This is a genomic window from Achromobacter pestifer (assembly GCF_013267355.1).
In the GTDB taxonomy this organism is placed as follows: domain Bacteria; phylum Pseudomonadota; class Gammaproteobacteria; order Burkholderiales; family Burkholderiaceae_B; genus Achromobacter; species Achromobacter pestifer_A.
Map to the genome: position 1 here is coordinate 3,235,430 of NZ_CP053985.1, position 24,649 is coordinate 3,260,078.

Here is a 24,649-nt window from a genome sequence, read left to right on the forward strand (position 1 = left end):
GAACTTTCGTTCTTCTGAAGAACATCGTTTCATGGGGATGAGCCGAGCGTCAAGGCGAGCCGGCACGGCGTCATCTCCATTTACTCTTTTTGCGGTAGACGGATGGCCGAGCAAGATACCCAGCAACCCAGCGACAGCTACGTGCAGTCCTTCGCGCGCGGCTTGTCCGTGATCCGGGCCTTCGGCCCCGACCGTTCGCAGATGACGTTGTCCGAGGTCGCCGCCGTGACCGGGCTGACCCGCGCCGGCGCGCGCCGCATCCTGCTGACGCTGGAGCACCTGGGCTACGTCACCATCGACGACCGCAAGTTCTCCCTGACCCCGCGCATCCTGGAACTGGGCTACGCCTACCTGTCCGGCACGCCGCTGTGGAACCTGGCGCTGCCGTACATGGAAGAAGTGGCCGAGCAGACGCGGGAATCGTGTTCCGTGTCGGTGCTGGAAGGCGCGGACATTGTCTATATCCTGCGCCTGTCCACACATAAGGTCATGACCATCAACCTGGCCGTGGGCAGCCGCTTGCCGGCCTGGGCGACCTCGATGGGCCGCGTGCTGCTGGCGGGCCTGACGGAGCTGGAGCTGGACCGGGTGCTGGCGCTGAGCCAGATCCAACCCTACACCCCGCATACCGTCACCGATATCCCCGAACTCAAGCGCGTGCTGGCCGGCGTGCGCGCCGACGGCTACGCCTGCGTCGCGCAGGAACTGGAGCCTGGGTTGCAGTCGGTGGCCGTGCCCATCATGGACCGCAGCGGCCGCGTGATCGCCGCGATGAACGTCAGCGGCCATGCCAACCGTTTTACGCGCGAGGAAATGCTGGCGGCATTCCTGCCGCCCCTGCGCCGCGCGGCCGACCAGATCAACCACGCCCTGCTGCGCCGCTAGGCGGGGCAGGGGATGGAAGAGGGCGGCCGGCGTGCGCATGGCTGGCCTCAGATGGGCGCGACGCCGAGCGTCGTGCCGCCGCAGACGTACAGCATCTGGCCGGTGACGAAGCCGTTGTCCGGAGACAAGAAGAACATCGCCGCGCGCGCCACGTCTTCGGGCGTGCCCAGGCGCTTGACCACGATGCTGTTGATGATGCGTTCGGTCTGCGGCGCGCCTGCCGGATTGCTCTTGGTGAACAGATCGGTGGCGATGGGGCCGGGACCGATGGCGTTGACGGTGATGCCGTCGCCGCCCAATTCCATGGCCAGCGTGCGGGTCAGGCCCACCAGGCCCGCCTTGGTGGCCGAATAGACCACGCGGTCCGGCTTGCCCAGCGCGGCGCGCGACGACATGTTCACGATGCGGCCGAAGCCGGCCTCGCGCATGGCGGGCAGCGCGGCCTGCACCAGGATCAGCGCGGTGCGCAGGTGCAGGTTGACCACATAGTCCAGGTCCGCCAGCGTGGCCGTGTCCGCCGTGCCGGGGCGGGTCGCGCCGGCGTTGTTGACCAGGCCCACGATGTTGTAGGCCGCGGTTACTTCGCGGGCCACTTCCTTGGTGCGCGCTTCGTCGGTCAGGTCGGCTTGATACGACACCAGTCCCGCGGGCGGGTTCTCGGGCAGCTTGTAGTCGATGTTGACGACTGTGTGCCCCGCATCCAGCAGCATGCGGATGATCGCAGCCCCGATCCCGGCGCTGCCGCCGGTCACGAGATACGCAGTAGGTTTGCTCATATCAGTTCCGTTCCTAAAGTAAGCGCTTGGGTCAGTGGGTCAGATAGCCCCACAGGAGGACCGCGGTGATGTGGATCACGCCGACCCACAGCATCATGATGACGGTATAGCCCATCACGTCGCGCAGCTTCAGCTTGGACAGCGCCAGCGCCGGCAGGATCCAGAAGGGCTGCACCAGGTCGTTCCAGGCGTTGCCCAGCATGACGGCCATGGTGGTCTGGTTCAGCGCGCTGCCGATTTCCTTGGCGGCGTCGATCATGAACGGACCCTGGATGACCCAGTGGCCGCCGGCGGACGGCGCGAAGAAGTTGATGAAGAACGAACTGATCAGGCCCCAGAACGGCAGCGTGGCGGGCGTGGCGAAGTCCACGAACACTTGCGAGATCGAGGTCACCAGGCCGGAGGCGGCCATGATGGCCATGATGCCGGCGTAGAAGGGGTACTGCAGGATGATGCCGGAAATGGTCTTGATGCCTTCGGTCAGCTTGGCGACGTAGGCGGCCGGCGTGCCCAGCAGGATGATGCCCAGGAACAGGATGATGAAGTTGATCAGGTTCAGGTCCAGCGAGCCGCCGTCCATGAAGTGGAAGGTCACGTAGGCGATGCCCAGCGCGCCGATCAGCATGCTCAGGATGCGGCTGTTGTTCAGCTTGGAGGCGATGGTGCCTTTTTCCAGCATGTCTTCAGTGGCGTTGGACGCGTTGGCGTCGCGGTCGATGGCCGGGTCCACTTCAACGATTTTCTCGCCCTTCTTCGGGTGCAGCCAGGCGTTGAGCAGCGGCAGCGTCACGATGATGACCAGGCTGGTGATCAGCATGGGCACCGAGAAAATGGTTTCCGACAGCGGGATGGTGCCCATCTGCTTGGCGGTGGGGTGGCCGGGGGTGGCGACCAGCACGGGGATACTGGCCGACAGGCCCAGGCCGTACATGGTGAAGCCGCTGTAGGCGGCGGCGATGATCAGCGGGTAGTGCACGCCCTTGACCTTGAGCGCCAACTTCTTGGCGACGATGCCGCCGATGACCAGGCCGAAGCCCCAGTTCAGATAGCTGCCCACGCCGCCGACCAAGGTGGCGACGATGATGGCGGTGTGCGGCTTGTGCACATGGCTGACGATGCGGTTGAGCAGGCGGTCGGTGAGCGGCGCGGTGGCCAGCACGTAGCCCATGGCCAGGATCACGGCCATCTGGGTCGTGAAGGCCAGCAGGCTCCAGAAGCCCTTGCCCCAGGCGCGGGTGACGTCGCCGATGCTCTGGCCTTCGATGCCCATGGCCAGCAGCACGGTAAGCAAGGTCAGCGCGATCGCGAAGACGAAGGGGTCGGGCAGATACTTGCGCATCAGCTCGGTAAAGAATGAAGCCAGTTTATTCATGATGCTCCCTACAAACTCTGGTAAGGCTGGGTTTTCTCGCGTCTTGCCCGGCCCGTCGCCGGGTGGCGGCGCGGACAGGTGGGACGATTGCTTTTCTTTGTGTGGTTGGGCTTGTGGCCCGCTGGCGCTGGTGACGGGAAGCCCCGCGCCTTATGTAGTGAATTCGTGTCTGCGCGGCCGTCAGGAGCCGCTGTCCTTGCCGTTGAGCCAGGCAGCCAGTTCGCCGAGCGCGGCGCTTTTCTCGCGCAGCACGCGCTCGCGGCGTTCGGGGCTCCAGGTGTAGAAGCCCTGGCCGCTCTTGGCGCCGATCTGCCCGCTTTCGACCTTGCTCTTCAGCAGTTCGGAGGGTTCGGTGCGGTTTTCCAGGTCTTTGTAGAGATAGCTGGCGATCGCGTAGTGCACGTCGATGCCGTTCATGTCGCGCTGTTCCAGCGGGCCCGACAGGGCCAGGCGGATGCCCAGGCTCCACTTGACCACTTCGTCGATGTCTTCGGCGCTGGCCACGCCTTTTTCCAGCAGCGAGATGGCCTCGCGGGCCAGGGCGTGCTGGATGCGGTTGGCGATGAAGCCGGGGATGTCCTGGCGCACCAGCACCGGGCGCTTGCCGGCAAAACGCAGCGTGGCCATGACCTGGGCGACGGTGTCTTCGGAAGTGCCGTCGTTGCGCACCACTTCCACCAGCGGAATGACATCCGCGGGGGTGAAGAAGTGGGTGCCCACGAAGCGGTCGCGGCGCACCACCGCGCTGGCGATGGCGTTGATGGACAGACCCGAGGTGTTGGTGGCGAAGAGGGTGTGTGCGGGGCACAGGGAATCGAGCTTGGCGAAGATGCCGCGCTTGAGCTCCAGGTTTTCCGGTACGGCCTCGATCACCAGGTCGCTGTTGCAGGCCGCTTCCAGCCCGGGCGCGACTTGAATGCGCTGCATCGCTTCCTGGACGTTGCCGGGGGCGTAGACATTCAGCTGGCGGTCTATCGTCTGGAGCGCGCGTTCCAGCGCGCCTGCCATCGGGTCGATCAGGACGACGTTCAAGCCCTTCGAGGCGAACAGCGCGGCGATGCCGCTGCCCATGGCGCCTGCGCCGACGATGGCGAGATTCTTGAGGGGAGTATCCATGATGGTTCGCTCGATGCTGATACGCCGGGATTGCGGGCGGGCACGTGCGGAACCAGGGTGCTTTCTGTCTCTTCCGGAGTGCCTTCCTGTGCGCCTGGCCAGAAAAATCGTTTTGTTCTATATGCGAACATTTGTGCGTATATAGAATTTCTGAAAGAGATAGTACTAAAAGTCGCGGGGGGCGGACAAATGGGGGATTTTGGGTGTCCGGCTGATGGACGGTGCGCCGACCGACGGCGCCGGCCCATGCTCTGCCTCGAGCGCGGGCCGGTCCCGCTCACCAGCGGTAGGTGGCGGTGCCGATCACTCGGCGCGGTTCGCCGTAGAAGCAGCCGTAGGTGCAACTGCCGATATAGGTCTTGTCGGTCAGGTTGGACGCGTTCAGCGCGAACTTCCATGGCCCTGTCGCGTAGCTGATCATGGCGTCGAACAGCGTGAAGGATGGCACCTCCACCGGCATGCCGTGCGCCATGCCGCGCGTGCTGCCCACATAGCGCAGCCCCGCGCCGATTCTCAGGCCCGGCAGGCCGAAGTCGCCGAAGCCATAGTCGCCCCATAGCGAGAACTGGTTGTAGGGGACCGAGTTCAGGCGCTTGCCTTCCTCGTCGGGCTGCAAGGGGCTGGCCTTGAGCGTGCGCGCGTCGGTATAGGCGTAGGCGGCGATCAGGTTGGCATTGCGGCCGATGCGGGTGCGCGCTTCCAGTTCGAGGCCGCGGCTGCGCGCCTCGCCGGCCTGTATCTGGTAGGACGTGTTCAGGGGATCGGTCACGGTCATGTTCTTGCGGGTCAGCTGGTAGACCGCCGCCGAGAGCATGGTGTCCGAGCCCGCGGGCTGGTAGCGCAGCCCGGCTTCGTATTGCTGACCGGTGGTGGGCTGGAAGCGGCCGCCCTGGCGGTCCTGGCCGCTGGTCGGCTCGAACGACTCGCTATAGCTCAGGAACGGCGCCAGCCCGTTGTCGGCCAGGTAGACCAGGCCGGCCCGGCCGGTGAAGGCCTTGCTCTTTTCGCCGTTCGCATATTTTTCGTCGGTGAAGAAGTTGCGTTCGTCGACCGTGACCCAATCCTGGCGTCCGCCCAGCAGGACGACCCATTTGTCCGCAATCTTGATCTGGTCCTGAACGTAGATGCCCAGTCGTTTCATGTCGGTGATGGAGGAGGACCCGGGGAAGGGCGCGGCGGGGCCTAGCGGCGCGCCGTACACAGGGTCGTAGAGGTCGATGTTGTTGTTGCTGCGGATGTAGCGCTCGGTTTCGTGCTTGGGCAGCGAGTAATCGACGCCCGCCAGCAGCGTGTGGCGCACCATGCCGCTGCCCACCTCGTACTGCAAGGACGTATCGGAGATCACCGCGGAGGAACGGTCCCAACGCGGCATGGCGCCGCGGTCGGCGGTCCAGCGCTGGTCGGGCGCGAGCTGCCAGATGTCGGTGGAGTCATAGGCGCTGTTCGCATGGAAATAGCGCGCGCTGTTGCGCAGTTTCAGCTGGCTGTTGAAGGCATGCTCGAACAGATAGCCGATCGAATAGCGCTCCATGTCGAATCTGTCGAAGCCGGGCTCGCCGGTAAAGCGATTGCGCGGGATCTTGCCGTTGACGTTGGGGAGCACCGTGCCTTGCGCCGGCAGGCCATAGACGTAGACGGTATGGTCCTTCTGGTACTCCGCAAGCAGCGTCAGCGAGGTGGCGGCGCTGGGCTGCCATGTGATGGCAGGCGCGATGTAGGTCCTGTCGTCAGGCACGTGGTCGATGAACGTATCGCTGTCGCGCAACAAGGCGGTCAATCGGTACGACCACTTGCCTTCTTCATCCAGCGCGCCACCGAAGTCGCCGGAGATCTGCTTGCGGCTGTAGTTGCCCGCTTCCACGTTCAGTTCGCGCAGGGGTTCCACGGTGGGGCGCTTGCTGACCGTATTGATGATGCCGCCTGGCGATGCCGAGCCGTAAAGGACGGACGAGGCGCCCTTGAGGAACTCGATGCGCTCCAGCCCGTATACCTCTTGTCGTCCGTTGTAGATGTTCACGGTGTACAGCATGCCGTCGCGATAGTAGTTGCCCAGGTTGCTGCGGAAGCCTCGCAGGAACAGGCTGTCGGACGTACGGTCCATGCCCTCGGCGCGGCTGACGCCCGCCACGTAGCCCAGCGCATCCTGAATGCTCTGCGACTTCAGGGTGTCGATTTCCTCCGCGCCCACGACCGAGATGGATTGCGGCGTCTCGATGATGGGCGTGTCGGTCCGGGTGCCGGTCGCGCTGACCCGGGCCGCGTAGCCATGCAGCGGGCCGGAGGCGGATTCCGCGGCCTGCGCGGTGACGGTCACGGCTTCGAGCGTGGTGGCGTCCTGGTGCGACGCCGGCGCGGGGCGCAGCGTGTAGCTGCCGTTGTTTTCCCGCAGGGCTTGCAGGCCTTGGCCGCGCAACAGTTCGGCGAAGCCTTCGCGCACCGAATAGCTGCCTGACAGGCCGTTGCTGCGTTTGTCATGCAGCAGCGTGGCGTCCATGCTCAGTTCGACGCCCGCCGCGCTGGCATAGGCATTGAGGACCTGGCTCAGCGGGCCGCCGGGGATGTCATAGCCGCGCCTGGCCTCGGCGCTCTGCGCCTGCGCGGCGGCGGGCGCGGCCGGGATGACGCAGAGGGCCGCGCTGATCGACAGCGCCAGGCGCATCAGGCGGCGGATCGCGGGGCGGGGCGCTGCTGGCGTGCGCGAACGGGACTTGGACTGCGGGTGACGGGACATGAGGCGATGCCTTGCGGTTCGTGCTGGAGAGGTAAGGGGTTCACCCTTTATCCCGAGCAAGAAGGCCGGATCCACAATCGCCGCCTCGGAAAAATTGTAACGGCCGTGGCCGGGGCGGCGTCATTGCGCTGCCTGCACCGTCACCCAGTACCGTGTCCGGTAGGTCACTGCCACTGGGAGCGCCCGAGTGAGGTTGTCCAGCGCCCGGTCCGTGTCCCGCACGGAAAAGACGCCGCTGACGAGCAAGCCCGCAACCTCGGGATCGCAGCGCAACAGGCCCGGCCGGTAGCGGGCCAGTTCGGCCAGGAATTCGTCCAGGCGCATGGCATCGGCCACCAGCATGCCGCGGCTCCAGGCCGCCGCGCTTTCCGCCGCGGGGCTGGGAGCCGCGGCCCCGGCTGCGGAAAAGCGCGAACCCTGGCCGGCTTGAAGCAGGACTGCCTGGTCCGGCGCGCCGAGGGGACGGATTTCCACGGCGCCTTCGAACACGGCGACGCGGGAGGTGTCGGCATCGTCCCTGACCGAGAACCGGGTACCCAGGGCCTGGATGGACCCATGCCGGCTGCGCACCCGGAAGGGCCGCGCCATGGCCGCGGGATCCGGCGCGGTCGCGATCAATATTTCTCCGGCACGCAGCACCACCAGGCGTTCTTCTTCGGAAAATCTCAGGTCGATGGCGGTCGCGGTGGACAGCGTCACGCTGGAGCCATCCGGCAAGGTGAGGGTTCGAATTTCTCCGGTGCCGCTGCGGTAGTCGGCCATGGCGGCTTGCCAGGAATCGGTGCCGCGCAGGACGTAGCCCACGCCCGCGACGGCCGCGCCCAGCCCCAGCAGGCTGATCGCGCGGCGCCGCGAGGTGCCGGCCGGGCGCTTGCGCAGGGCGTGGCTTGCGGCCTGCGGCGATACGCTGCCGAGCTTGTCTTCGAATGCCAGCAGCCGTTGCCAGGCCAATTCATGGTCCGCATGCTGCGCGCGCCAGCGGGCGCAATCGGTCTGGTCAACCGGGTTGGCATCTTCAGACCACAGGCGGGCCATCCATTCGGCCGCCCGCTGCACGATGGCGGGATCGATGGACCGATTGAGGCCCTGCGGGATTGCCGGAATGCCGGGTGCGGCGGGCATGCGCAGTCAGGCGCCAGGGGCCGAGTGCAGGGCCTGATAGCAGGCCAGGAGCGCGGACGCCACGTATTTTTCCACCGACGACACCGACACGGTCAGCCGCGCCGCGATGTCGCGGTAGCTCAATCCGTCCAGCTTGCGCAGCAGCAGCGCCTCGCGAGCCTTGGCCGGCAGGCTCTGCAGCACGGCGTCGATCTCGACCAGGGCTTGTACCGCCAGCGCGCGGGCTTCCTCCGATGGCGCGTGCGCCTGCGGTAAACCGGCAAGGGCGTCGAGATAGGCGGTCTCGATCTGGCGGCGACGGTAGAGGTCGATCACCAGGCCGTGGGCGACCTGCGCCAGATGCTGACGCGACTGGTGGGGTTCGGGCAGTCGGCCGCTGCGCAGGATGCGCAGATAAGTGTCGTGCGCCAGATCCGCCGCGTCGAAGGCATTGCCCAGCCTGCGGCGCAGCCAGCTTCTCAGCCAGCTGTGATGATCGGCGTACAGGCCTTCGATGCCCTGCTGCGCTGCGGATTGGTTGGTCGACATGCGGGCCCCTGCAACGCGCGAAGGCGGCAAAAATGGCGCGGGTAAAAGATGAGAATCGGACTCATTCTATACCGCGCGCCATGGCGCCAGCAATGCGCTAGCCCGAGTTGCGCAGCCCCGCCGCGATCCCGTTGATGGTCAGATGGATGGCGCGCTGCACGCGCTTGTCGACCTCGGCCTCGGGATGCTTCTGCGCGGCGCGGTGACGGCGGATCAGGTCGATCTGCAGGTAGTTGAGCGGATCGATATAGGCGAAGCGCTCGCGCAGCGAAGCCTGCAACGTGGGGTTGTCGGCCAGCAGCTCGCGCTGGGTCAGCAGCTTGAGCATGGCCAGCGTGCGGCCATGCTCGGCGCTGATGGCGCCGAAGATGCGCTCGCGCACGCCGCGCTGCGGCACCAGCTGCGCGTAGCGCGCCGCGATCGCCAGGTCGGACTTGGCCAGCACCATTTCCATGTTGGACAGCAGCGTGCGGAAGGCGGGCCAGTCGCGCGCCATTTCGCGCAGCTGAGCCAGGCGGCCGCGGCGCGAGCGGGGCGCGTCGGGCGCGCCCGTTTCCAGGTAGGCCTCGATGGCCGAGCCCATGCCGTACCAGCCGGTCAGCATCAGGCGGCATTGCGCCCAGGAAAAGCCCCAAGGAATGGCGCGCAGGTCTTCGATGCGCTGGCCCTTTTTGCGCGAGGCGGGACGCGAGCCGATGTTCAGGCCGGCGATTTCACTGATGGGCGTGGCGGCGAAGAAGTAGTCGGCGAAGCGTGGGGTGTCGTAGACCAGGCCGCGATAGTTGCGCTGCGCCGCTTCCGACATGAAGGACATGGCGGGGCCGTGCTGGGCCATGTGTGCGTCCTCGGCGCTGGTGGCCTCGGCGCGCGGCGCCAGGCTGGATTCCAGCGTGGCGGCGACCAGCAGTTCCAGGTGCCAGCGGCCGACCTCGGCATCCTTGTACTTGCTCTGGATGACCTCGCCCTGTTCGGTCAGGCGGATCTGGCCGGCCACGGTGCCCGGGGGCTGCGCCAGGATGGCGTCGAAGCTGGAGCCGCCGCCGCGTCCCACGGAACCGCCGCGGCCGTGGAACAGGCGCAGGCGCACGTTGCGTGCCGAGAACACGTCGACCAGTGCGCGTTCGGCCTGGTAGAGCGACCAGTTGGACGTGAGGAAGCCGCCGTCCTTGTTGCTGTCCGAATAGCCCAGCATGACTTCCTGCGCGCCGTTCTGCGCCAGCTTCACGCGCTGGCGGATTTCCGGCAGGTCCAGCCAGGCGGCCATGATGTCGGCGCCGCGCTCCAAGTCGGGAATGGTCTCGAACAGCGGCACGACCATCAGGCCGTCCTCGGGCTGGATCTCTTGGCCGGCGGGGGCGATGAGGCCGGCTTCCTTTTGCAGCACCATCACTTCCAGCAGGTCGCTCAGCGTTTCGGTGTGCGACACGATGGTCTGGCGCACGGCTTGCTTGCCATAGCGGGCGCGGCCGGCGGCGGCGGCGCGCAGCACGGCCAGTTCGCGCGTGGTGTCTTCGCTGTAGGCGATCCAGGGCGAGGCCAGCGGACGCGCCTGCGCCAGTTCGGCGCGCAGCAGTTCGACGCGTTGTTCTTCATTCAAGGCCAGGTAGTCCAGCGGCTTGCCGTCGCGCTGCGTGCCGGCGAGGGCGAACAGCTCGGCCAGCGCGCGCTCGTGCACGTCGGAACTTTGGCGCAGGTCCACCGTGGCCAGATGGAAACCGAACACTTCCACGGCCTGCTGCAGACCGGACAGGCGCAGCTTGGCGAGGGGCGCACCGTGGTGGGCAGCCAGCGACGCGGCGATGATGGCGAGGTCGGCGGACAGCTCTTGCGGACCTTCGTAGGCAATTGCGGCGACCGTGCTGCGCCGCGCCAGGTCCTGGCCGGTCAGGCGCTGCGCGGTGGCGGCCAGGCGCGCGTACACGCCGACCAGCGCGCGGCGGTAGGGTTCGTCGCGGCGGTGCAGCGAGTCGTCGCCGCTGGCGTCGGCCAACGTCAGCAACTGCGCATCGACGCCGATCAGCAAAGTGGTGACGGACAGTTCCGCGCCCAGCGCGTGGACCTCTTGCAGATAGTGTTCGAACAGCACGGTGGCCTGGCGCAGCAATGCGCGTTCCAGGGTGCTGGCGTCGACGTTGGGGTTGCCGTCGCGGTCGCCGCCGATCCAGCTGCCCATGCGCAGGAACGGTTCCAGCGGCGGGGGAGGGGCGGCGAAGGGCTTGGCGGATTCGCGGCTCAGCAGCTTGGACAGGTCGCCGTACACGCGCGGAATGACTTGCAGGAAGGTGCTGCGGTAGTACGACAGCGCGTTTTCGATTTCATCGGCCACCGTCAGCCGCGTATAGCGCAGCATGCGGGTCTGCCACAGCGTGGCCACGCGGCCCAGCAGGGACGCGTCCAGCTCGGCCAGCTCTTCGGGGGTCAGCGTGCCTTCGCGCTGCGTCAGCGCGGTGGCGATCTCGCGATGCACGTCCAGCGTGCTCTTGCGCTGCACTTCGGTCGGGTGCGCGGTCAGCACCGGCATCACGCAGGCCTCGGCCAGCAGGCGGCGGATGCGCGCCACGCCCACGCCCTGGCGGCCCAGAGTCTGCACGGCGTCGCGCAGGCTGCCGCGTTCCGGCGCGCCGCTGGCGATGGCGCGGGCGCGCTGGCGGCGGTTCTGGTCGCGGTCTTCGGCGATATTGGAAAGGTGCAGGAAGTAGCTGAAGGCGCGCGCGACCGAATTGGGGTCGCTGCCTTGCAGGCGCTTGACGCGCTGTTCCAGCAATTTGCCGTCGGCGTCATTGCCTTCGCGACGGAATTTCACGGCCGTGCGGCGCAGGGTTTCGATGGTGTCGAAGACGCGTTTGCCCTCGCATTCCTCGATGACGGTGCCCAGTAATCGGCCTAACAGCCGGATATCGTGACGCAAGGGTTCTGCTGAATCGGACTGCGGGCGCATGGCATTCATCTGGCGGGGATCCGTCGAGGCTGCTGAAAAAGGGGAAGAGGCAGGAAGGAAGAGGCGTTGCAGGTAAACCGGGAAAAAGAATCAGGAAGATTTTACGCAGACTTTTAACGGCAGCCGCCGGAGGCGCTTTAAAGTCCGCCAGCAGCATGTTTACACTAAAGGCTGGCTGCCCCCTGTGCGTACAAGCCTGCCGTCCCTTCGTCTTTCCAGAAGCCCCCATTTATGCAAAATCATCAACGTCGCGCGCTCGTGCTGTTTTCGGGCGGCCAGGATTCCACCACTTGCCTGGCCTGGGCGCTGGAGCGCTATGCCCATGTGGAAACCGTGGCGTTCGATTACGGTCAGCGCCACCACATCGAACTGACCGCGCGCCTGAACGTGCTGCGCGAGATCCGCAACAACTTCCCCGACTGGGCGCCGCGCCTGGGCGAAGACCATTTGCTGGATTTGAAGGTGCTGGGTCAGGTGGGCGACACCGCCATGACCAGCGACCGCGCCATCGAAATGCAGGCCAACGGCCTGCCCAACACCTTCGTGCCCGGCCGCAACCTGCTGTTCCTGACCCTGGCCGCCGCGCTGGGCTATCGCCGCCAGCTGGACGTGCTGGTGGGCGGCATGTGCGAAACCGATTTCTCTGGCTATCCCGATTGCCGCGACGACACCATCAAGGCGCAGCAGGTGGCGCTGGGACTGGGCCTGGGATCCCGGGTCACGATCGAGACGCCGCTGATGTGGATCGACAAGTCCGAGACCTGGGCGCTGGCGTATCAGCTGGGCGGCGACGCGCTGGTGGAAACCATCGTCGAGGAAAGCCATACCTGCTACCTGGGCGAACGCGGCGCGCGCCATGGCTGGGGCTACGGCTGCGGCGAATGTCCCGCCTGCAAGCTCAGGAAGATCGGCTGGGAAAAGTGGGTGGTGGCATCGGCCGCCGAAGGCTAGGACACACCGGCTGCGGCAACCGTGCGCGCCCTGTGTATGAATTTCCATCTCAGCGCGAACGCCGCCGCGCCGATCGCCGCTGCCAGGCCCAGCGATAGCGCCATCGCGCCGCGCGCACCGTAGTTGTCCACGATGTAGGCATAGGCCACCGGAGAGGCGGCGGTCACCAGGAAGCTGGGAATCAGCAGGGAGCCGACCAGCGTGCCATAGCTGCGGAAGTCGAAGAGCGCCAGCGGCAGGGTGCCGCGCGTGATGGTCAAGAGGCCGTTGCAAGCGCCGTAAAGCAGCGCATAGGCGGCGGTGGCATAGAGGTTGCCGCCGGACAGCAAGGCCAGCAGGAAGCACAAAGGCAGTATCGCCCCGACCGCCAGCGTCAGCGTCAGCGGATGCAGGCGCGAACCCAGCGCCACGTCGGCCAAGCGGGCCGCAAACTGGCCGACACCCCACAGGGCCGCCACGCTGACCGCGGCGGCCGCGGCCAGGCCCAGGCCCGACAGCAGCGAAATCAGATGGGCCGCGTTGCCTGCCGCCAGGAAGTTGGTCAGCATCGCGAACAGCGCGTACAGCGCGCCCGCCAGCCGGCGCTCGGCGGCGTTGCGGGTGAGGCCGGCCGACGTTTTGTCCTTGCCGCCGGGGGCGGCGGCGTAGCGCTCGCGCGGCAGTGCCAGGTACAGCGGCACCGTGGCCAGCGCCAGGGCGGCGTAGGCCAGCACCGCGCCGCGCCAGCCCAGCCAGCCCGACAGCGCATGGCCTACCGGCCACATCACCGTGGACGCCAGCCCGCCGAACAGCGTGATCTGCGACATGGGCCGGCGCGCCGAGGGGCCGGCCGCGCGCGCCAGGGATGCGAAAGCCGCGTCGTACAGGCACAGCCGCATGCCGACGCCCAGCACCGCCCAGGCCAGAAAGTACAGGGGAATGGCGTGCGCCATCGACAGGGCCACACAACCCAGCGCGCAGAGCACCGCGCCCACGGGCATGACGCGGTGCCCGCCCCAGCGGTCCACGGCCATGCCGGCCAGCGGCGACACCATGGCCATCACCACGATGGCAGCTGAAAAACCACCGTAGACGGTGGCGGCGTTCCAGCCCAGATCGGCGGCCATGGCGGGTCCCAGGGCCCCGATCAGGTAGTAGGTCACCCCCCAGCCGACCAGTTGCGTCAGCCCCAGGCAGACGATGGCGCGCGGCGCGATCACGGCCGCTGCGGCGGCGTGGCGTCGCCTTCGCCCAGCGCGCGCTGCATCAGCACCGTATCGCGCCATTCGCCGTGCTTGTGTCCCACTGAACGTAGTGTGCCGGCGGGATGGAAGCCCTGGCTGGCGTGCAGCGCCAGCGATGCGGCGTTGCGGCTATCGCCCACCACGGCCAGCATCTGGCGCCAGCCGGCGGCGGTGCAGCGCTCGATCAGCGCGGCCAGCAATTTGCCGCCTATGCCCAGGCCGGTCCGGCCCGCCTTCACATACACCGAGTCCTCCACCGTGTGGCGATAGGCCGGACGCGGGCGGTACGGGGTGACGTAGGCGTAGCCCACGACTTCGCCGTCGATCTCGGCCACCAGATAGGGCATGTCCTTTTCCAGCACCGCGGCGCGGCGCTGGCGCATTTCCTGGATGGACGGCGGCTCCAGTTCGAACGAGGCCGTGCCGTGCTCCACGTGATGGGCGTAGAGGGTCTTGATGGCCGGAAGATCGGCTGGCGCGCTGTCGCGGATGAGGACGGTGGGGGCGGGGGACGACATGGGGGCCGTGAGAGAGGAAAAAGACAGAAGTCGCCAGTGTCGCGCAAGCTTATTTATTAATAAAGCTTTGGTCTATTATGATTTCTATAAGTAAAATTTTGGACTCAGCGATGCGCGGCCTCAACCTGGACCATTTGCGCACCTTTGCGCAGGTGATCGAACTGGGCAGCTTTTCCGCCGCCGCGGAGCGGGGCGGCGTGACGCAGCCCGCGGTCAGCCTGCAGATCCGTCAGCTGGAGCGGCGCTTCGGCCTGAAGCTGGTGGAACGCGTCGGCCGCCGCGCCGGCCCGACCGCGGCCGGGCTGGAACTGCTGGAGCACGTGCGCGTCATCGACGCCGCGCTGGCGCAGGCCGAACTCGCCATGACCGCGCACGCATCCCAGGTGTCCGGCCGCGTCCGGCTGGGCACGGGAGCCACCGCCTGCACTTATTTGTTGCCGCCGATCCTGGCCGACCTGCGGCGGCGTTTTCCGGCCCTGGACATCGTGGCCAGCACCGGCAACACGGCGGACATGCTGCGCGGCCTGGAGAACAACACGCTGGACATCGGGCTGGTCACCTTGCCCGCGCCGGGGCGCATGTTCGAGGTCACGCCGGTGCTGGAGGATGAGTTCGTGGCGATCTTCCCCGCGGACGACCCGAAGTCCATTCCCGCCGCCACCACGCCGCAGGCGCTGGCGCAGTTGCCGCTGGTGCTGTTTGAACCCGGCGCGCGCACCCGCCGCCTGGTGGACGACTGGTTCGAGGACGCCGGGCTGGCGGCCAAGCCCGTGATGGAGCTGGGCAGCACCGAAGCCATGAAGGAGATCGTCGCCGCCGGCCTGGGCTGCGCGATCCTGCCCAGGCTGGCCGTGTCGGGCGCGGGCCAGCGCAAGGCGCTGGAAGTGCGGTCGCTTGCGCCGCGCCTGTCGCGCAGCCTGGCCATCGTGCTGCGGCGGGACAAGCCGCTCAGCCGGGGGCTGCGGCATCTACAGGAGTCGCTGCTGGCGTTGCGTGGGTGAACGCGTAGGGGTGGAACACATCCACCGGCAACTGGTTGCAGGCTTCGATGCACTCGCGCACGGCGGCCATGTCCGAGAAGTCCAGGCCGCTGCGCACGCCGTGCAGGTCCAGGTTCATGGCCAGCGTCACCAGGTCCACATTGCCGGTGCGCTCGCCGTTGCCGAACAGGCAGCCCTCCACGCGGTCGGCGCCGGCCAGCACCGCCAGTTCCGCCGAAGCCACCGCCGTGCCGCGGTCGTTGTGCGGATGCACGCTCAGGATGATGCTGTCGCGCCGCGCAAGGTGGCGGTGCATCCATTCGATCTGGTCGGCATAGACGTTGGCCGTGCTGCATTCCACCGTGGACGGCAGGTTGACGATCATCTTGTCCTCGGGCGTTGGCCCCCAGGCGGCGCTGACGGCATCGCAGATCTCCAGCGCGAACTCCAGTTCCGCCAGGCTGAAGGTTTCGGGCGAGTATTCGTAGACCCAGCGAGTTTCGGGATGCGCGTCCGCGAGCGCGCGGATCTGGCGCGTGCCGGCCAATGCGATCTCCTTGATCTCCTCCTTGCTCATGCCGAAGACGATGCGGCGCCATTGCGGCGCGATGGGCGCGTACAGGTGCACGATGGCCCGCGGCACGCCGCAAAGCGCTTCAAAGGTGCGTTCGATCAGGTCCGGGCGCGACTGGGTGAGCACTTCGATGGTCACGTCATCGGGAATGCGGCGTTCCTCGATCAGCTTGCGCACGAAATTGAAATCCGTGTCCGAGGCCGAGGGGAACGCCACCTCGATCTCCTTCAGACCCACGGCCACCAACTGTTCGAAGCAGCGCAGCTTGCGTGCCGCGTCCATCGGTTCGATCAGGGCCTGGTTGCCGTCGCGCATGTCGGTGCTCATCCAGATCGGCGGCGCCGTCAGGCGGCGCGACGGCCAGGTGCGTTCGCCGTAGTCGCGGGTGAAGGGACGGGTGGGGCGGTATTTGTGTTGGGGTTGTTCCAGCATGGAAACCTCCGGCCGGGGCGCGGCATTAGTCGGCCGTCCGCGTTCTCAGGCGGGACGGCCAGGCAAGGGGAGGTGGCGGCAGGACCCTGTCAGAGGATCCCGGGCGGCCGGGCGGCCACGGAGCGCAAGGCCCGGCAACCGCGCGCTAGTCGCCGCGCATGGACAGAGCTGCCCGGCCGGTCCGTCCATGCGCGGCCGGCGGCCGCAAGCGCGGCGCGGGGGCGGGAGGACGCGGACAGGGTGGACATGGGCGAGTCGGGGGTAGGGAATAGCGTGGGGAATGCAAGGATGATAGGTACACTGGAAAAGACCGTCTAACGCCATTCTGGCCTCTATCATCGCAAAATGGACAAACCCGTTGCCCGCGCGGCCTTTAAGCCCGCAGACCTGGACCTGTTCCTCTACGAATCCTCGCAGCGCCCGGTGGCCGGGCTGGCCGTGGATTACGAAGACGGCCACCGCGTCCGCCGGCACCGGCACCGCCGCGCCCAACTGCTCTACGCGATCTCCGGCGTGATGGTGGTGGACACCGACGCGGGCATCTGGGTGGTGCCGCCCACGCGCGGCGTCTGGGTGCCGGCCTGGGTCTCGCACGGTTTGCGCATGAGCGGCGAGCCTCGCATGCGCACCGTGTTCGTCGAGCCGGGCGCCGCCGCGCACCTGCCCGCCCAATGCTGCGTGCTGTCGATCTCCCCCTTGCTGCGCGAGCTGATGGTTGCCGCCGCCGAAGTGCCGCTGGACTGGGCGCCCGACACGCGCGACGGCCGGCTGATGATGTTGCTGCTGGACGAACTGCGCCAGGAACCCGTGCTGCCGCTGCACCTGCCGCAGCCCTCCGAACCTCGCCTGGCGCGCATCTGCCGCGCCATCGTGCGGCACCCCGAACGGCAGGACGGCGCGGCCGACTGGGCGCGCGCACTGGGGGTGGATCCGAAGACGGTGCACCGCCTGTTCCTGCGCCACACCGGCATGACCTTCGGCCGTTGGCGCCAGCAGGCGCGCCTGCTGGCGGCGATGGAACGGCTGGCGCGCGGCGAGCGCGTGCTGGAGGTGGCGCTGGACCTGGGCTACGAAAGCCCCAGCGCCTTCGCGGCCATGTTCCGCAAGGCCGTGGGCGAGCCGCCCAGCGCCTTCGCGGCCCGCGGCGTGGCGTCCGCCTGATGGCCGCGGCGGCGTCCCGGGGGCGGCCAGCGGCCGGCCCGGCCCGGAACCAGCGTATTATTTAACGTTTTGCCGCCTACGCTAACAGCTACAGCCCGAGACAAACCATGCCGCACTACCGCTCCCGCACCTCGACCCACGGCCGCAACATGGCCGGCGCCCGCGCCCTGTGGCGCGCCACCGGCATGAAGGACGACGACTTCGGCAAGCCGATCATCGCGGTAGTGAACTCGTTCACGCAGTTCGTGCCGGGCCACGTGCACCTGCGCGACCTGGGCGCGCTGGTCGCCAAGGAAATTGAAGCCGCGGGCGGCGTCGCCAAGGAATTCAACACCATCGCCGTGGACGACGGCATCGCCATGGGCCACGGCGGCATGCTGTATTCGCTGCCCTCGCGCGAACTGATCGCCGACTCGGTCGAATACATGGTCAACGCGCATTGCGCCGACGCCATGGTCTGCATCTCGAACTGCGACAAGATCACCCCGGGGATGCTGATGGCCGCCATGCGCCTGAACATCCCAGTCGTGTTCGTGTCGGGCGGCCCGATGGAAGCGGGCAAGGTCAAGTCGCCCACCGATGGCAAGGTCATCGCCAAGATCGACCTGATCGATGCCATGATCAAGGCCGCCGACCCCAAGGTGTCGGATGCGGAAGTGGCCGAAGTCGAACGCAGCGCCTGCCCGACTTGCGGCTCCTGTTCCGGCATGTTCACCGCCAACTCGATGAACTGTCTGACCGAAGCCATCGGCCTGGCCTTGCCGGGCAACGGCACCATCGTCGCCACGCACGCCTGGCGCAAGGGCCTGTTCGAACAAGCGGGCCGCCTGGTCGTGGACCTGTGCCGCCGCTACTACCAGGAAGAAGACGAATCGGTCCTGCCGCGCAACATCGCCACCAAGAGCGCGTTCCAGAACGCCATGGCGCTGGACGTGGCCATGGGCGGCTCGACCAACACCGTGCTGCATCTGCTGGCCGCGGCGCAGGAAGCCGGCGTCGACTTCACCATGGCCGACATCGACCGCATTTCGCGCAAGGTGCCGTGCCTGTGCAAGGCGGCGCCCGCCACCGACAAGTACCACATCGAAGACGTGCACCGCGCCGGCGGCATCCTGGGCATCCTGGGCGAACTGGCGCGCGCGGACCTGCTGGACCTGTCCTGCGGCAACGTGCACAGCGGCACGCTGGGCAATGCGATCAAGCAATGGGACGTGGCCGGCGGCGCTGGCGAGGAAGCGCAGAAGTTCTACCGCGCGGCGCCTGGCGGCATCCCGACCACGGTGGCCTTCAGCCAGGACGCCACCTTCCTGACGCTGGACACCGACCGCAAGACGGGCTGCATCCGCAGCAAGGAAGACGCCTACTCCAAGGACGGCGGCCTGGCCGTGCTGTACGGCAACCTGGCTGAAAAGGGCTGCATCGTGAAGACGGCCGGCGTGGACGAATCGCAATGGGTCTTCACCGGCCGCGCGCGCGTCTTCGAAAGCCAGGACGACGCCGTGGAAGGCATCCTGGGCGACAAGATCGTCGCGGGCGACGTCGTGGTGATCCGCTACGAAGGCCCCAAGGGCGGCCCCGGCATGCAGGAAATGCTGTACCCCACGTCCTACCTGAAGTCCAAGGGCCTGGGCAAGACCTGCGCGCTGTTCACGGACGGCCGCTTCTCCGGCGGCTCGTCGGGCCTGGTGATCGGCCACGCTTCGCCGGAAGCGGCGGAAGGCGGCACGATCGGCCTGGTGGAAGAAGGCGACGTGATCGAGATCGACATCCCGAACCGCAAGATGCATCTGGCCGTCTCCGACGAAGAATTGGCACGCCGCCGCGCGGTGATGGATGCGCGGGTTGACGGCTGGGAGCCGGTGGGACGCGAACGTGTGGTGTCGCAGGCGTTGCAGGCTTATGCGGCGTTGGCGACTTCGGCGGATCGCGGGGCGGTGCGGGATTTGTCGCAGCTGAAGCAGAAGGGCAAGCGGTGATTGTTGACTGCTGACTTTTTGAGAAGGGCGGCGCTTTTGGGCGCCGCTTTTTTTTGGGCTGTTGCTGTTGTCGTTGCTGCGGCTCGTGCTTCGTAGGTCGCCCGTCGGCGCGGGCGGCGTGGCTGCTCGCGCCCACGATTGCGGTCCGGAGCGTTCGCTCCGGACTTCCCCTTCGTCATCTTCGTCCTCGCCTTCGGCGACTCCTTCAGATTCCCTCGGGCGCATCGAGGTTGCTCGCCGCCACGCCGCCCGCGCCGACGGGCTACGTGCGTCCTGGGCCGTCGCGTTGCTAGAGCCGTGGTTGGGGGCGAATCGTGAGCTGCCCGTGTTATTCGGCCGCGCGGGCGGCCGAATAACACATACATGATGTTTTTAAGTGTGATGGTGGTCGCTGGCGCGAATGCGGTGAGCGGTTTTCTGATGGTGTCGCCGTCGGGGGGGAGGGGCGGTGATGGGTGGCGCGCGATGGACGACGGCTTGCGCATGAGGATCCTCTCGCGCGCCACCCATCCGGCGGTGGGGTTGAAATGTTGATTGATAGTGCTGCTGTGCGCGGGCGGTGGTGATTTTGGTCAGGTGTCTGAAACTTGAACGGGCAGACTGGCCAATAATTGTCGACTCAACGCAGATGTTGGGTGGGTGGCACTTGAATGGGCAGACCGCCCAATAGTCGTCGCTTCAACGCAGATGCTGGATGGGTGGCGCGCGCGAGAGGCTCGTCATGCGCAAGAAGATTCCCATCGCGCGCCACCCATCACCGCCCACCCCCCAAAAGCTGGAGGCCATCAGCAAACCACTCATGGCATTCGCGCGAGCGAACACAATAGCAATCCAAGAAATCACGTATGCCATTGTCGGCCGCCCGCGCGGCCGACAATGACGGGCAACCCAAGCTTCTCCCCCGACCACGGCTCCAGCAGCGCAACAAGCCAAGACTCAAGTAGCACGTCGGCGCGGACGGCTGGGTGGCGAGCAACCTCGATGCGCCCGACGGAATCCGAAGGCAGCCGCCGTAGGCGGCAACGAGGATGAGGACGGGGCAGTCCGGAGCGAACGCTCCGGACCGCAATCGCGGGCGCTCGCCACCCAGCCGTCCGCGACGATGGGCGGCCTACGAAGCGACACGGCCTTTGCTTGCAAACTAGCAAACCTACGAAGCCCTAAGAAGAACCCGCCTACTTCCCAGCGCTATCCGCCCAGCCCTTCGACAACTCCACCGCCTGCTTCCACCGCTTCATCCGAGCCGCCCGCACAGACTCCGGCCAAGTTGGCTCAAACGTCCGCTCCGCCTGCCACTTCGAAGCAAACTCATCCACCCCAGACCAGAACCCCACGGCCAGCCCTGCCAACCCCGCTGCCCCCAGCGCGGTCGACTCCGACACGCGCGGACGCACTACCGGGACGCCCAGCAGGTCTGCCTGCATCTGCATCAGCAGGTCGTTGCGGGCCGCGCCGCCGTCCACCCGCAGTTCGGTCAGCGCGATGCCGCTGTCGCCGTTCATGCAGGTCAGCAGTTCGGCGCTTTGCAGCGCGATCGATTCCAGCGTGGCGCGGGCGATGTGGGCGCGGGTGGTGCCGCGGGTCAGGCCCACCAGCGTGCCGCGCGCATAGGGGTCCCAGTGCGGCGCGCCCAGGCCGGCGAAGGCCGGGACCATGAAGACGTCGTCGGTGTCGGCCACGCTGGCTGCCAGGGATTCGATTTCTTCCGAGCGCTGGATGATGCCCAGGCCGTCGCGTAGCCATTGCACCGCCGCGCCGGCCACGAACACGCCGCCTTCCAGCATGTAGGTCGGGCGCCAGCCGTCATCGCCGGCCTGGGGCAGGCCCCAGCCCACCGTGGACAGCAGGTTGTTGCGGGATTGCACCGGCTTGTCGCCCACGTTCATCAGCATGAAGCAGCCGGTGCCGTAGGTGTTCTTGGCCATGCCGGGCGTGAAGCAGGCCTGGCCGAAGGTGGCGGCCTGCTGGTCGCCGGCGTTGCCGGCGATCGGGATGGAGCCGCCCAGCCATTCGGGCAGGGCTTCGCCCACCACCGCGCTGCTGGGCGCGATACTGGGCAGCACGCTGCGCGGGATCTTGAGCAGCGCCAGGATCTCGTCGTTCCAGTCCTGCGTGTGCAGGTCGAACAGCATGGTGCGCGACGCGTTGCTGGGGTCGGTGCTGTGCACCGCGCCGCCGGTCAGTTGCCAGATCAGCCAGGTGTCCACGGTGCCGAAGGCCAGTTCGCCGCGCTCGGCCATCTGGCGCGCGCCCGGCACGTGGTCCAGCAGCCAGGCGAGCTTGGTGCCCGAGAAATAGGCGTCCAGCACCAGGCCGGTGCGCGATTGCAGGAAATCGGCGTGGCCGTCCTGGCGCAACTGATCGCACATCGGCGCGGTGCGGCGGTCCTGCCAGACGATGGCGCGCGCCAGCGGGCGGCCGGTGGCGCGTTCCCAGATCAGGGTGGTTTCGCGCTGGTTGGTGATGCCGATGGCGGCGATGTCGGCGGCGGTCGCGCCGGCGTTGCGCAGGGCCTCGCGGGCCACGTCCAGCTGGCTGTGCCAGAGTTCGCTGGCGTCGTGCTCGACCCAGCCCGGCCGCGGATAGTGTTGGCGGAATTCGCGCTGGCCTACGCCGCGCACCACGCCCTCACGGTCGAACACGATTGCGCGGGAGCTGGTCGTGCCCTGATCCAGGGCTAGGACAAATTCATTCGTCGTCACTTTGTTTGGCGCCGTTCAGGTGTGCCCCGGCCAGAGGGTCGAGGCGTCTAAAGGAGAAGGTCGAGGCCATGCACAGCAGGCCGACGACGATGAAGCCCGCGACGACGTCGCGGATTGCCAGCGTTTCCGCGCCGCGCAAGGACATGCTGATATTCAGCGTCACCGCGGCCACGCCCACGCCCAGGCTGATGCCGAGCTGCTGCGCCATGGCGGCGAAACTGCTGGCGCGGCTCATCTTGGACGAGGGGATGTCGGCATAGGTTAGCGTATTTACCCCGGTGAACTGCAGCGAACGGAAAAAGCCGCCGACCAGCAGGATCGCGATCATCAGCCACACCGGCGTGGTGGGCGTGAAGGCGCCACAGATCACGATGAACGCACCGGCCAGCAGGGCATTCACGGTCAGGACCCGGCGAAAGCCGAAGTGCTTCACGATGGGGGTGGCCACGAACTTCATCAGCAGCGCGCCCGCGGCGCTGGCGAAGGTGATCAGGCCGGCCGCGAATGGCGTGAGGCCGAAGCCCACCTGGAGCAGCATCGCCAGCAGGAAGGGCGTGGCGCCCACGGCGAAGCGGCACAGATTGCCGCCCAGCGTGGAAATGGCGAAGGTGGGGATCCGCATCAGCGACAGGTCGATGATGGGGTGCTCGGTGCGCTTGGCGTGCCAGCCATAGAGCAGGCCGCAGACCGTGCCGACCGCGATCAGCCCCAGCAGCATGGACAGCGGCATGACGTCGCGGCCAATGGCCTCGAAGCCGCTGACCAGGGTCGCCAGGCAGATCGCGCTGAGCAGGAAGCCCAGCCAGTCCAGGCGCGGGGCGGATTCCTCGCGGATTTCCGTGACATGGCGCAGCACCAGGAAAATGCCCAGGATGCCGATGGGGATGTTGATCAGGAAGATCCAGTGCCAGGACATGTAGGTGACCATGAAACCGCCCAGCGGCGGTCCGATCACCGGGCCCAGCAGGGCCGGAATGGAGAGGAAGGACATGGCCTTCAGCAGGTCCTGCTTGGGCACGGTGCGCAGCAGGATGATCCGCCCCACGGGCACCATCATCGCGCCCGCCATCCCCTGGACGATGCGGGCCAGGACCAGCTGCGGCAGGTCCTGGGACAGTGCACAGGCCACGGAACTGAGCGTGAACAGGCCGATCGCCGCCACGAACACCCGCCGCGCGCCGTAGCGGTCGGCCGCCCAGCCGCTGACAGGCACGAAAACCGCCACCGACAACAGGTAGGACGTAATCGCCACGTTCAGCCGCACCGGGGTCGAGCCCAGGGCGCGGGCCATGGCCGGCAGGGCGGTGGCCACCACGGTGGCGTCCAGCATCTGCATGAACAGCGCACAGCCCACGATGAAGGGGATCATGCGCGCCGCGCGCGCTGCTTGCTCCGTGGAGAGCGGGGCGGGACGGGCTGCTGCTGCGGATTCGGCGGACATGGCGGGAGGGGGCGATGGGTGCCGCGAGATTGTAACGCCGGGGGGTGGGCCGCCGTGAAGTAAACTCCCCCCATCCGAAACCCATTGAAATTGGTGTCATGGCGACCAACTACGAATCCGAGATCACCCTTTTCCTGAAAGACTTCAAGCAATCGCATCCTGGCACCGAAGAGCGCCAGCGCGAAGGCCGCGCCCGTCTTTGGGACAAACCGCAGGACTCGGAGCTGCTGGAAGGCTTCCGCGCGGCCCGCGTGCCGCAAAAGCCGTACGTCTACCAGGCCGACTGAGCCCATTGCGGCAATCATGGCTCAAAACGCTTCCGTCTCGGGCGACGCCCTGGCCGCGCTAGTGGCGCCGCCTGTCGACAGCACGCCTGACACGATCGACAGCGTCGCATACGCTCGCCTGTATGGCGAGCCGCTGTTCCAGATGCCCACGGACCTGTACATCCCGCCGGATGCGCTGGAAGTGTTCCTGGAAGCGTTCGAAGGGCCGCTGGACCTGCTGCTCTACCTGATCCGCAAGCAGAACTTCAATGTGCTGGACATCCCCATGGCGGATGTCACGCGGCAGTACCTGTCGTATGTGGACCAGATCCGCATTCACAACCTGGAACTGGCCGCCGAGTACCTGCTGATGGCGGCGATGCTCATCGAGATCAAGTCGCGCATGCTGCTGCCGGTCAAGAAGAGTGACACCGGCGAAGAGGCGGAAGATCCGCGCGCCGAACTGGTGCGCCGCCTGCTCGAATACGAGCAGATGAAGCTGGCGGCCAAGAAGCTGGACGCAATGCCGCAACTGGGCCGCGATTTCGTCAGCAGCCAGGCGGTGGCCGACCTGAGCGTCGAGCGCATGCTGCCCGAAGTCAGCGTGGACGACCTGCGCGCGGCCTGGGCCGACATCATGAAGCGGGCCAAGCTGAATCAGCACCATCACATCACGCGCGAACAGCTGTCCGTGCGCGATCACATGACGCACATCCTGCGGCGCCTGAACGACGTGCGCTTCATGGAATTCGGCGACCTGTTCATGGAGCGCGTCCGCGAAGGCGCGCCCGCGGCGGTGGTCGTCGTGCATTTCATCGCCATGCTGGAACTGGCGCGCGAGTCCCTGCTGGAAATTACGCAGGCCGAGCCCTATGCTCCCATCTACGTGCGCCTGGCCTACACCAGCGTGGCGGCGGTCGCGGCCTGATCCTCACCGGGCTGCCCCCAACCCCGGAG

General features: G+C 67.1%; 19 protein-coding genes. 7 read left to right on the forward strand and 12 right to left on the reverse strand.

Annotation, left to right across the window (positions count from 1 at the left end):
- The first annotated feature begins 102 nt into the window (after nt 1–102).
- The gene (locus FOC84_RS15690) at nt 103–885 is read left to right on the forward strand and encodes an IclR family transcriptional regulator (RefSeq protein WP_173145219.1); all 783 of its coding nucleotides are present in this window, start codon (nt 103–105) and stop codon (nt 883–885) included.
- A gap of 47 nt (nt 886–932) precedes the next feature.
- On the opposite strand, the gene FOC84_RS15695 is transcribed toward FOC84_RS15690, so the two are convergent.
- From FOC84_RS15695 to ppc, 7 genes are all read right to left on the reverse strand, one after another.
- On the reverse strand, nt 933–1,661 hold the full coding sequence (locus FOC84_RS15695) for an SDR family NAD(P)-dependent oxidoreductase (protein WP_173145220.1): 729 nt from the start codon (nt 1,659–1,661) through the stop codon (nt 933–935).
- A gap of 31 nt (nt 1,662–1,692) precedes the next feature.
- Nucleotides 1,693–3,033: a short-chain fatty acid transporter gene (locus FOC84_RS15700; protein WP_173145221.1), complete on the reverse strand. Its 1,341-nt coding sequence runs from the start codon at nt 3,031–3,033 to the stop codon at nt 1,693–1,695.
- A gap of 180 nt (nt 3,034–3,213) precedes the next feature.
- Entirely contained in the window at nt 3,214–4,149 is a 936-nt protein-coding gene (locus FOC84_RS15705; RefSeq protein ID WP_173145222.1) for a 3-hydroxyacyl-CoA dehydrogenase family protein, read from the reverse strand.
- A gap of 277 nt (nt 4,150–4,426) precedes the next feature.
- Nucleotides 4,427–6,880 (reverse strand): TonB-dependent siderophore receptor, encoded by a 2,454-nt coding sequence (locus tag FOC84_RS15710; protein WP_173145223.1) that lies wholly within the window; start codon nt 6,878–6,880, stop codon nt 4,427–4,429.
- Between the two features lie 120 nt (nt 6,881–7,000).
- A complete protein-coding gene (locus tag FOC84_RS15715) occupies nt 7,001–8,002 on the reverse strand; it encodes a FecR domain-containing protein (RefSeq protein ID WP_173145224.1) in 1,002 nt (333 codons plus the stop codon).
- Between the two features lie 6 nt (nt 8,003–8,008).
- Complete coding sequence (locus FOC84_RS15720; protein ID WP_173145225.1) at nt 8,009–8,530, reverse strand: sigma-70 family RNA polymerase sigma factor; 522 nt, start codon at nt 8,528–8,530, stop codon at nt 8,009–8,011.
- Between the two features lie 97 nt (nt 8,531–8,627).
- Nucleotides 8,628–11,477: a phosphoenolpyruvate carboxylase gene (ppc, locus tag FOC84_RS15725; RefSeq protein WP_173145226.1), complete on the reverse strand. Its 2,850-nt coding sequence runs from the start codon at nt 11,475–11,477 to the stop codon at nt 8,628–8,630.
- 222 nt (nt 11,478–11,699) lie between these two features.
- Between ppc and queC the strand changes: the two genes are divergently transcribed.
- The gene (gene queC / locus FOC84_RS15730) at nt 11,700–12,419 is read left to right on the forward strand and encodes a 7-cyano-7-deazaguanine synthase QueC (protein WP_173145227.1); all 720 of its coding nucleotides are present in this window, start codon (nt 11,700–11,702) and stop codon (nt 12,417–12,419) included.
- Here the strand turns inward: queC and FOC84_RS15735 are convergent.
- Nucleotides 12,416–13,618: an MFS transporter gene (locus FOC84_RS15735; RefSeq protein WP_173145228.1), complete on the reverse strand. Its 1,203-nt coding sequence runs from the start codon at nt 13,616–13,618 to the stop codon at nt 12,416–12,418. The genes queC and FOC84_RS15735 overlap by 4 nt on opposite strands.
- Complete coding sequence (locus tag FOC84_RS15740) at nt 13,615–14,160, reverse strand: GNAT family N-acetyltransferase (RefSeq protein WP_173145229.1); 546 nt, start codon at nt 14,158–14,160, stop codon at nt 13,615–13,617. Before FOC84_RS15740 ends, FOC84_RS15735 begins: the two co-directional genes overlap by 4 nt.
- 110 nt (nt 14,161–14,270) lie before the next feature.
- Between FOC84_RS15740 and FOC84_RS15745 the strand changes: the two genes are divergently transcribed.
- On the forward strand, nt 14,271–15,161 hold the full coding sequence (locus FOC84_RS15745; protein WP_173145230.1) for a LysR family transcriptional regulator: 891 nt from the start codon (nt 14,271–14,273) through the stop codon (nt 15,159–15,161).
- Here the strand turns inward: FOC84_RS15745 and FOC84_RS15750 are convergent.
- Nucleotides 15,109–16,146, reverse strand: coding sequence for a 2-isopropylmalate synthase (locus tag FOC84_RS15750; RefSeq protein ID WP_173145231.1), 1,038 nt, complete (start codon nt 16,144–16,146; stop codon nt 15,109–15,111). The two genes, FOC84_RS15745 and FOC84_RS15750, sit on opposite strands and share 53 nt — an antisense overlap.
- Nucleotides 16,147–16,491: 345 nt before the next feature.
- On the opposite strand from FOC84_RS15750, the gene FOC84_RS15755 reads away from it, so the two are divergent.
- Complete coding sequence (locus FOC84_RS15755) at nt 16,492–17,307, forward strand: AraC family transcriptional regulator (protein ID WP_173145232.1); 816 nt, start codon at nt 16,492–16,494, stop codon at nt 17,305–17,307.
- Nucleotides 17,308–17,414: 107 nt separating this feature from the next.
- On the forward strand, nt 17,415–19,283 hold the full coding sequence (gene ilvD, locus FOC84_RS15760) for a dihydroxy-acid dehydratase (RefSeq protein WP_173145233.1): 1,869 nt from the start codon (nt 17,415–17,417) through the stop codon (nt 19,281–19,283).
- A 1,175-nt stretch (nt 19,284–20,458) separates the two neighbouring features.
- Here ilvD and glpK read toward each other — a convergent pair.
- Nucleotides 20,459–21,985: a glycerol kinase GlpK gene (gene glpK, locus FOC84_RS15765; protein ID WP_173145234.1), complete on the reverse strand. Its 1,527-nt coding sequence runs from the start codon at nt 21,983–21,985 to the stop codon at nt 20,459–20,461.
- A complete protein-coding gene (locus FOC84_RS15770) occupies nt 21,972–23,426 on the reverse strand; it encodes a DHA2 family efflux MFS transporter permease subunit (protein ID WP_173145235.1) in 1,455 nt (484 codons plus the stop codon). The genes glpK and FOC84_RS15770 overlap by 14 nt, the downstream gene beginning before the upstream one ends.
- A 98-nt stretch (nt 23,427–23,524) precedes the next feature.
- On the opposite strand from FOC84_RS15770, the gene FOC84_RS15775 reads away from it, so the two are divergent.
- Nucleotides 23,525–23,713 carry a DUF3460 family protein gene (locus FOC84_RS15775; protein WP_088138183.1) on the forward strand — a complete coding sequence of 63 codons (189 nt, stop codon included), beginning with the start codon at nt 23,525–23,527 and terminating at the stop codon, nt 23,711–23,713.
- 16 nt (nt 23,714–23,729) lie between these two features.
- A complete protein-coding gene (locus FOC84_RS15780; RefSeq protein WP_173145236.1) occupies nt 23,730–24,620 on the forward strand; it encodes a segregation and condensation protein A in 891 nt (296 codons plus the stop codon).
- Nucleotides 24,621–24,649: the final 29 nt, after the last annotated feature.

Bases quoted from the DNA above. Each gene is read 5' to 3' on its own strand.
- FOC84_RS15690 (WP_173145219.1), top strand. From the start codon at position 103: ATGGCCGAGCAAGATACCCAGCAACCCAGCGACAGCTACGTGCAGTCC.
- FOC84_RS15695 (WP_173145220.1), bottom strand. From the start codon at position 1,661: ATGAGCAAACCTACTGCGTATCTCGTGACCGGCGGCAGCGCCGGGATC.
- FOC84_RS15700 (WP_173145221.1), bottom strand. From the start codon at position 3,033: ATGAATAAACTGGCTTCATTCTTTACCGAGCTGATGCGCAAGTATCTG.
- FOC84_RS15705 (WP_173145222.1), bottom strand. From the start codon at position 4,149: ATGGATACTCCCCTCAAGAATCTCGCCATCGTCGGCGCAGGCGCCATG.
- FOC84_RS15710 (WP_173145223.1), bottom strand. From the start codon at position 6,880: ATGTCCCGTCACCCGCAGTCCAAGTCCCGTTCGCGCACGCCAGCAGCG.
- FOC84_RS15715 (WP_173145224.1), bottom strand. From the start codon at position 8,002: ATGCCCGCCGCACCCGGCATTCCGGCAATCCCGCAGGGCCTCAATCGG.
- FOC84_RS15720 (WP_173145225.1), bottom strand. From the start codon at position 8,530: ATGTCGACCAACCAATCCGCAGCGCAGCAGGGCATCGAAGGCCTGTAC.
- ppc (WP_173145226.1), bottom strand. From the start codon at position 11,477: ATGAATGCCATGCGCCCGCAGTCCGATTCAGCAGAACCCTTGCGTCAC.
- queC (WP_173145227.1), top strand. From the start codon at position 11,700: ATGCAAAATCATCAACGTCGCGCGCTCGTGCTGTTTTCGGGCGGCCAG.
- FOC84_RS15740 (WP_173145229.1), bottom strand. From the start codon at position 14,160: ATGTCGTCCCCCGCCCCCACCGTCCTCATCCGCGACAGCGCGCCAGCC.
- FOC84_RS15745 (WP_173145230.1), top strand. From the start codon at position 14,271: ATGCGCGGCCTCAACCTGGACCATTTGCGCACCTTTGCGCAGGTGATC.
- FOC84_RS15750 (WP_173145231.1), bottom strand. From the start codon at position 16,146: ATGCTGGAACAACCCCAACACAAATACCGCCCCACCCGTCCCTTCACC.
- FOC84_RS15755 (WP_173145232.1), top strand. From the start codon at position 16,492: ATGGACAAACCCGTTGCCCGCGCGGCCTTTAAGCCCGCAGACCTGGAC.
- ilvD (WP_173145233.1), top strand. From the start codon at position 17,415: ATGCCGCACTACCGCTCCCGCACCTCGACCCACGGCCGCAACATGGCC.
- FOC84_RS15770 (WP_173145235.1), bottom strand. From the start codon at position 23,426: ATGTCCGCCGAATCCGCAGCAGCAGCCCGTCCCGCCCCGCTCTCCACG.
- FOC84_RS15775 (WP_088138183.1), top strand. From the start codon at position 23,525: ATGGCGACCAACTACGAATCCGAGATCACCCTTTTCCTGAAAGACTTC.
- FOC84_RS15780 (WP_173145236.1), top strand. From the start codon at position 23,730: ATGGCTCAAAACGCTTCCGTCTCGGGCGACGCCCTGGCCGCGCTAGTG.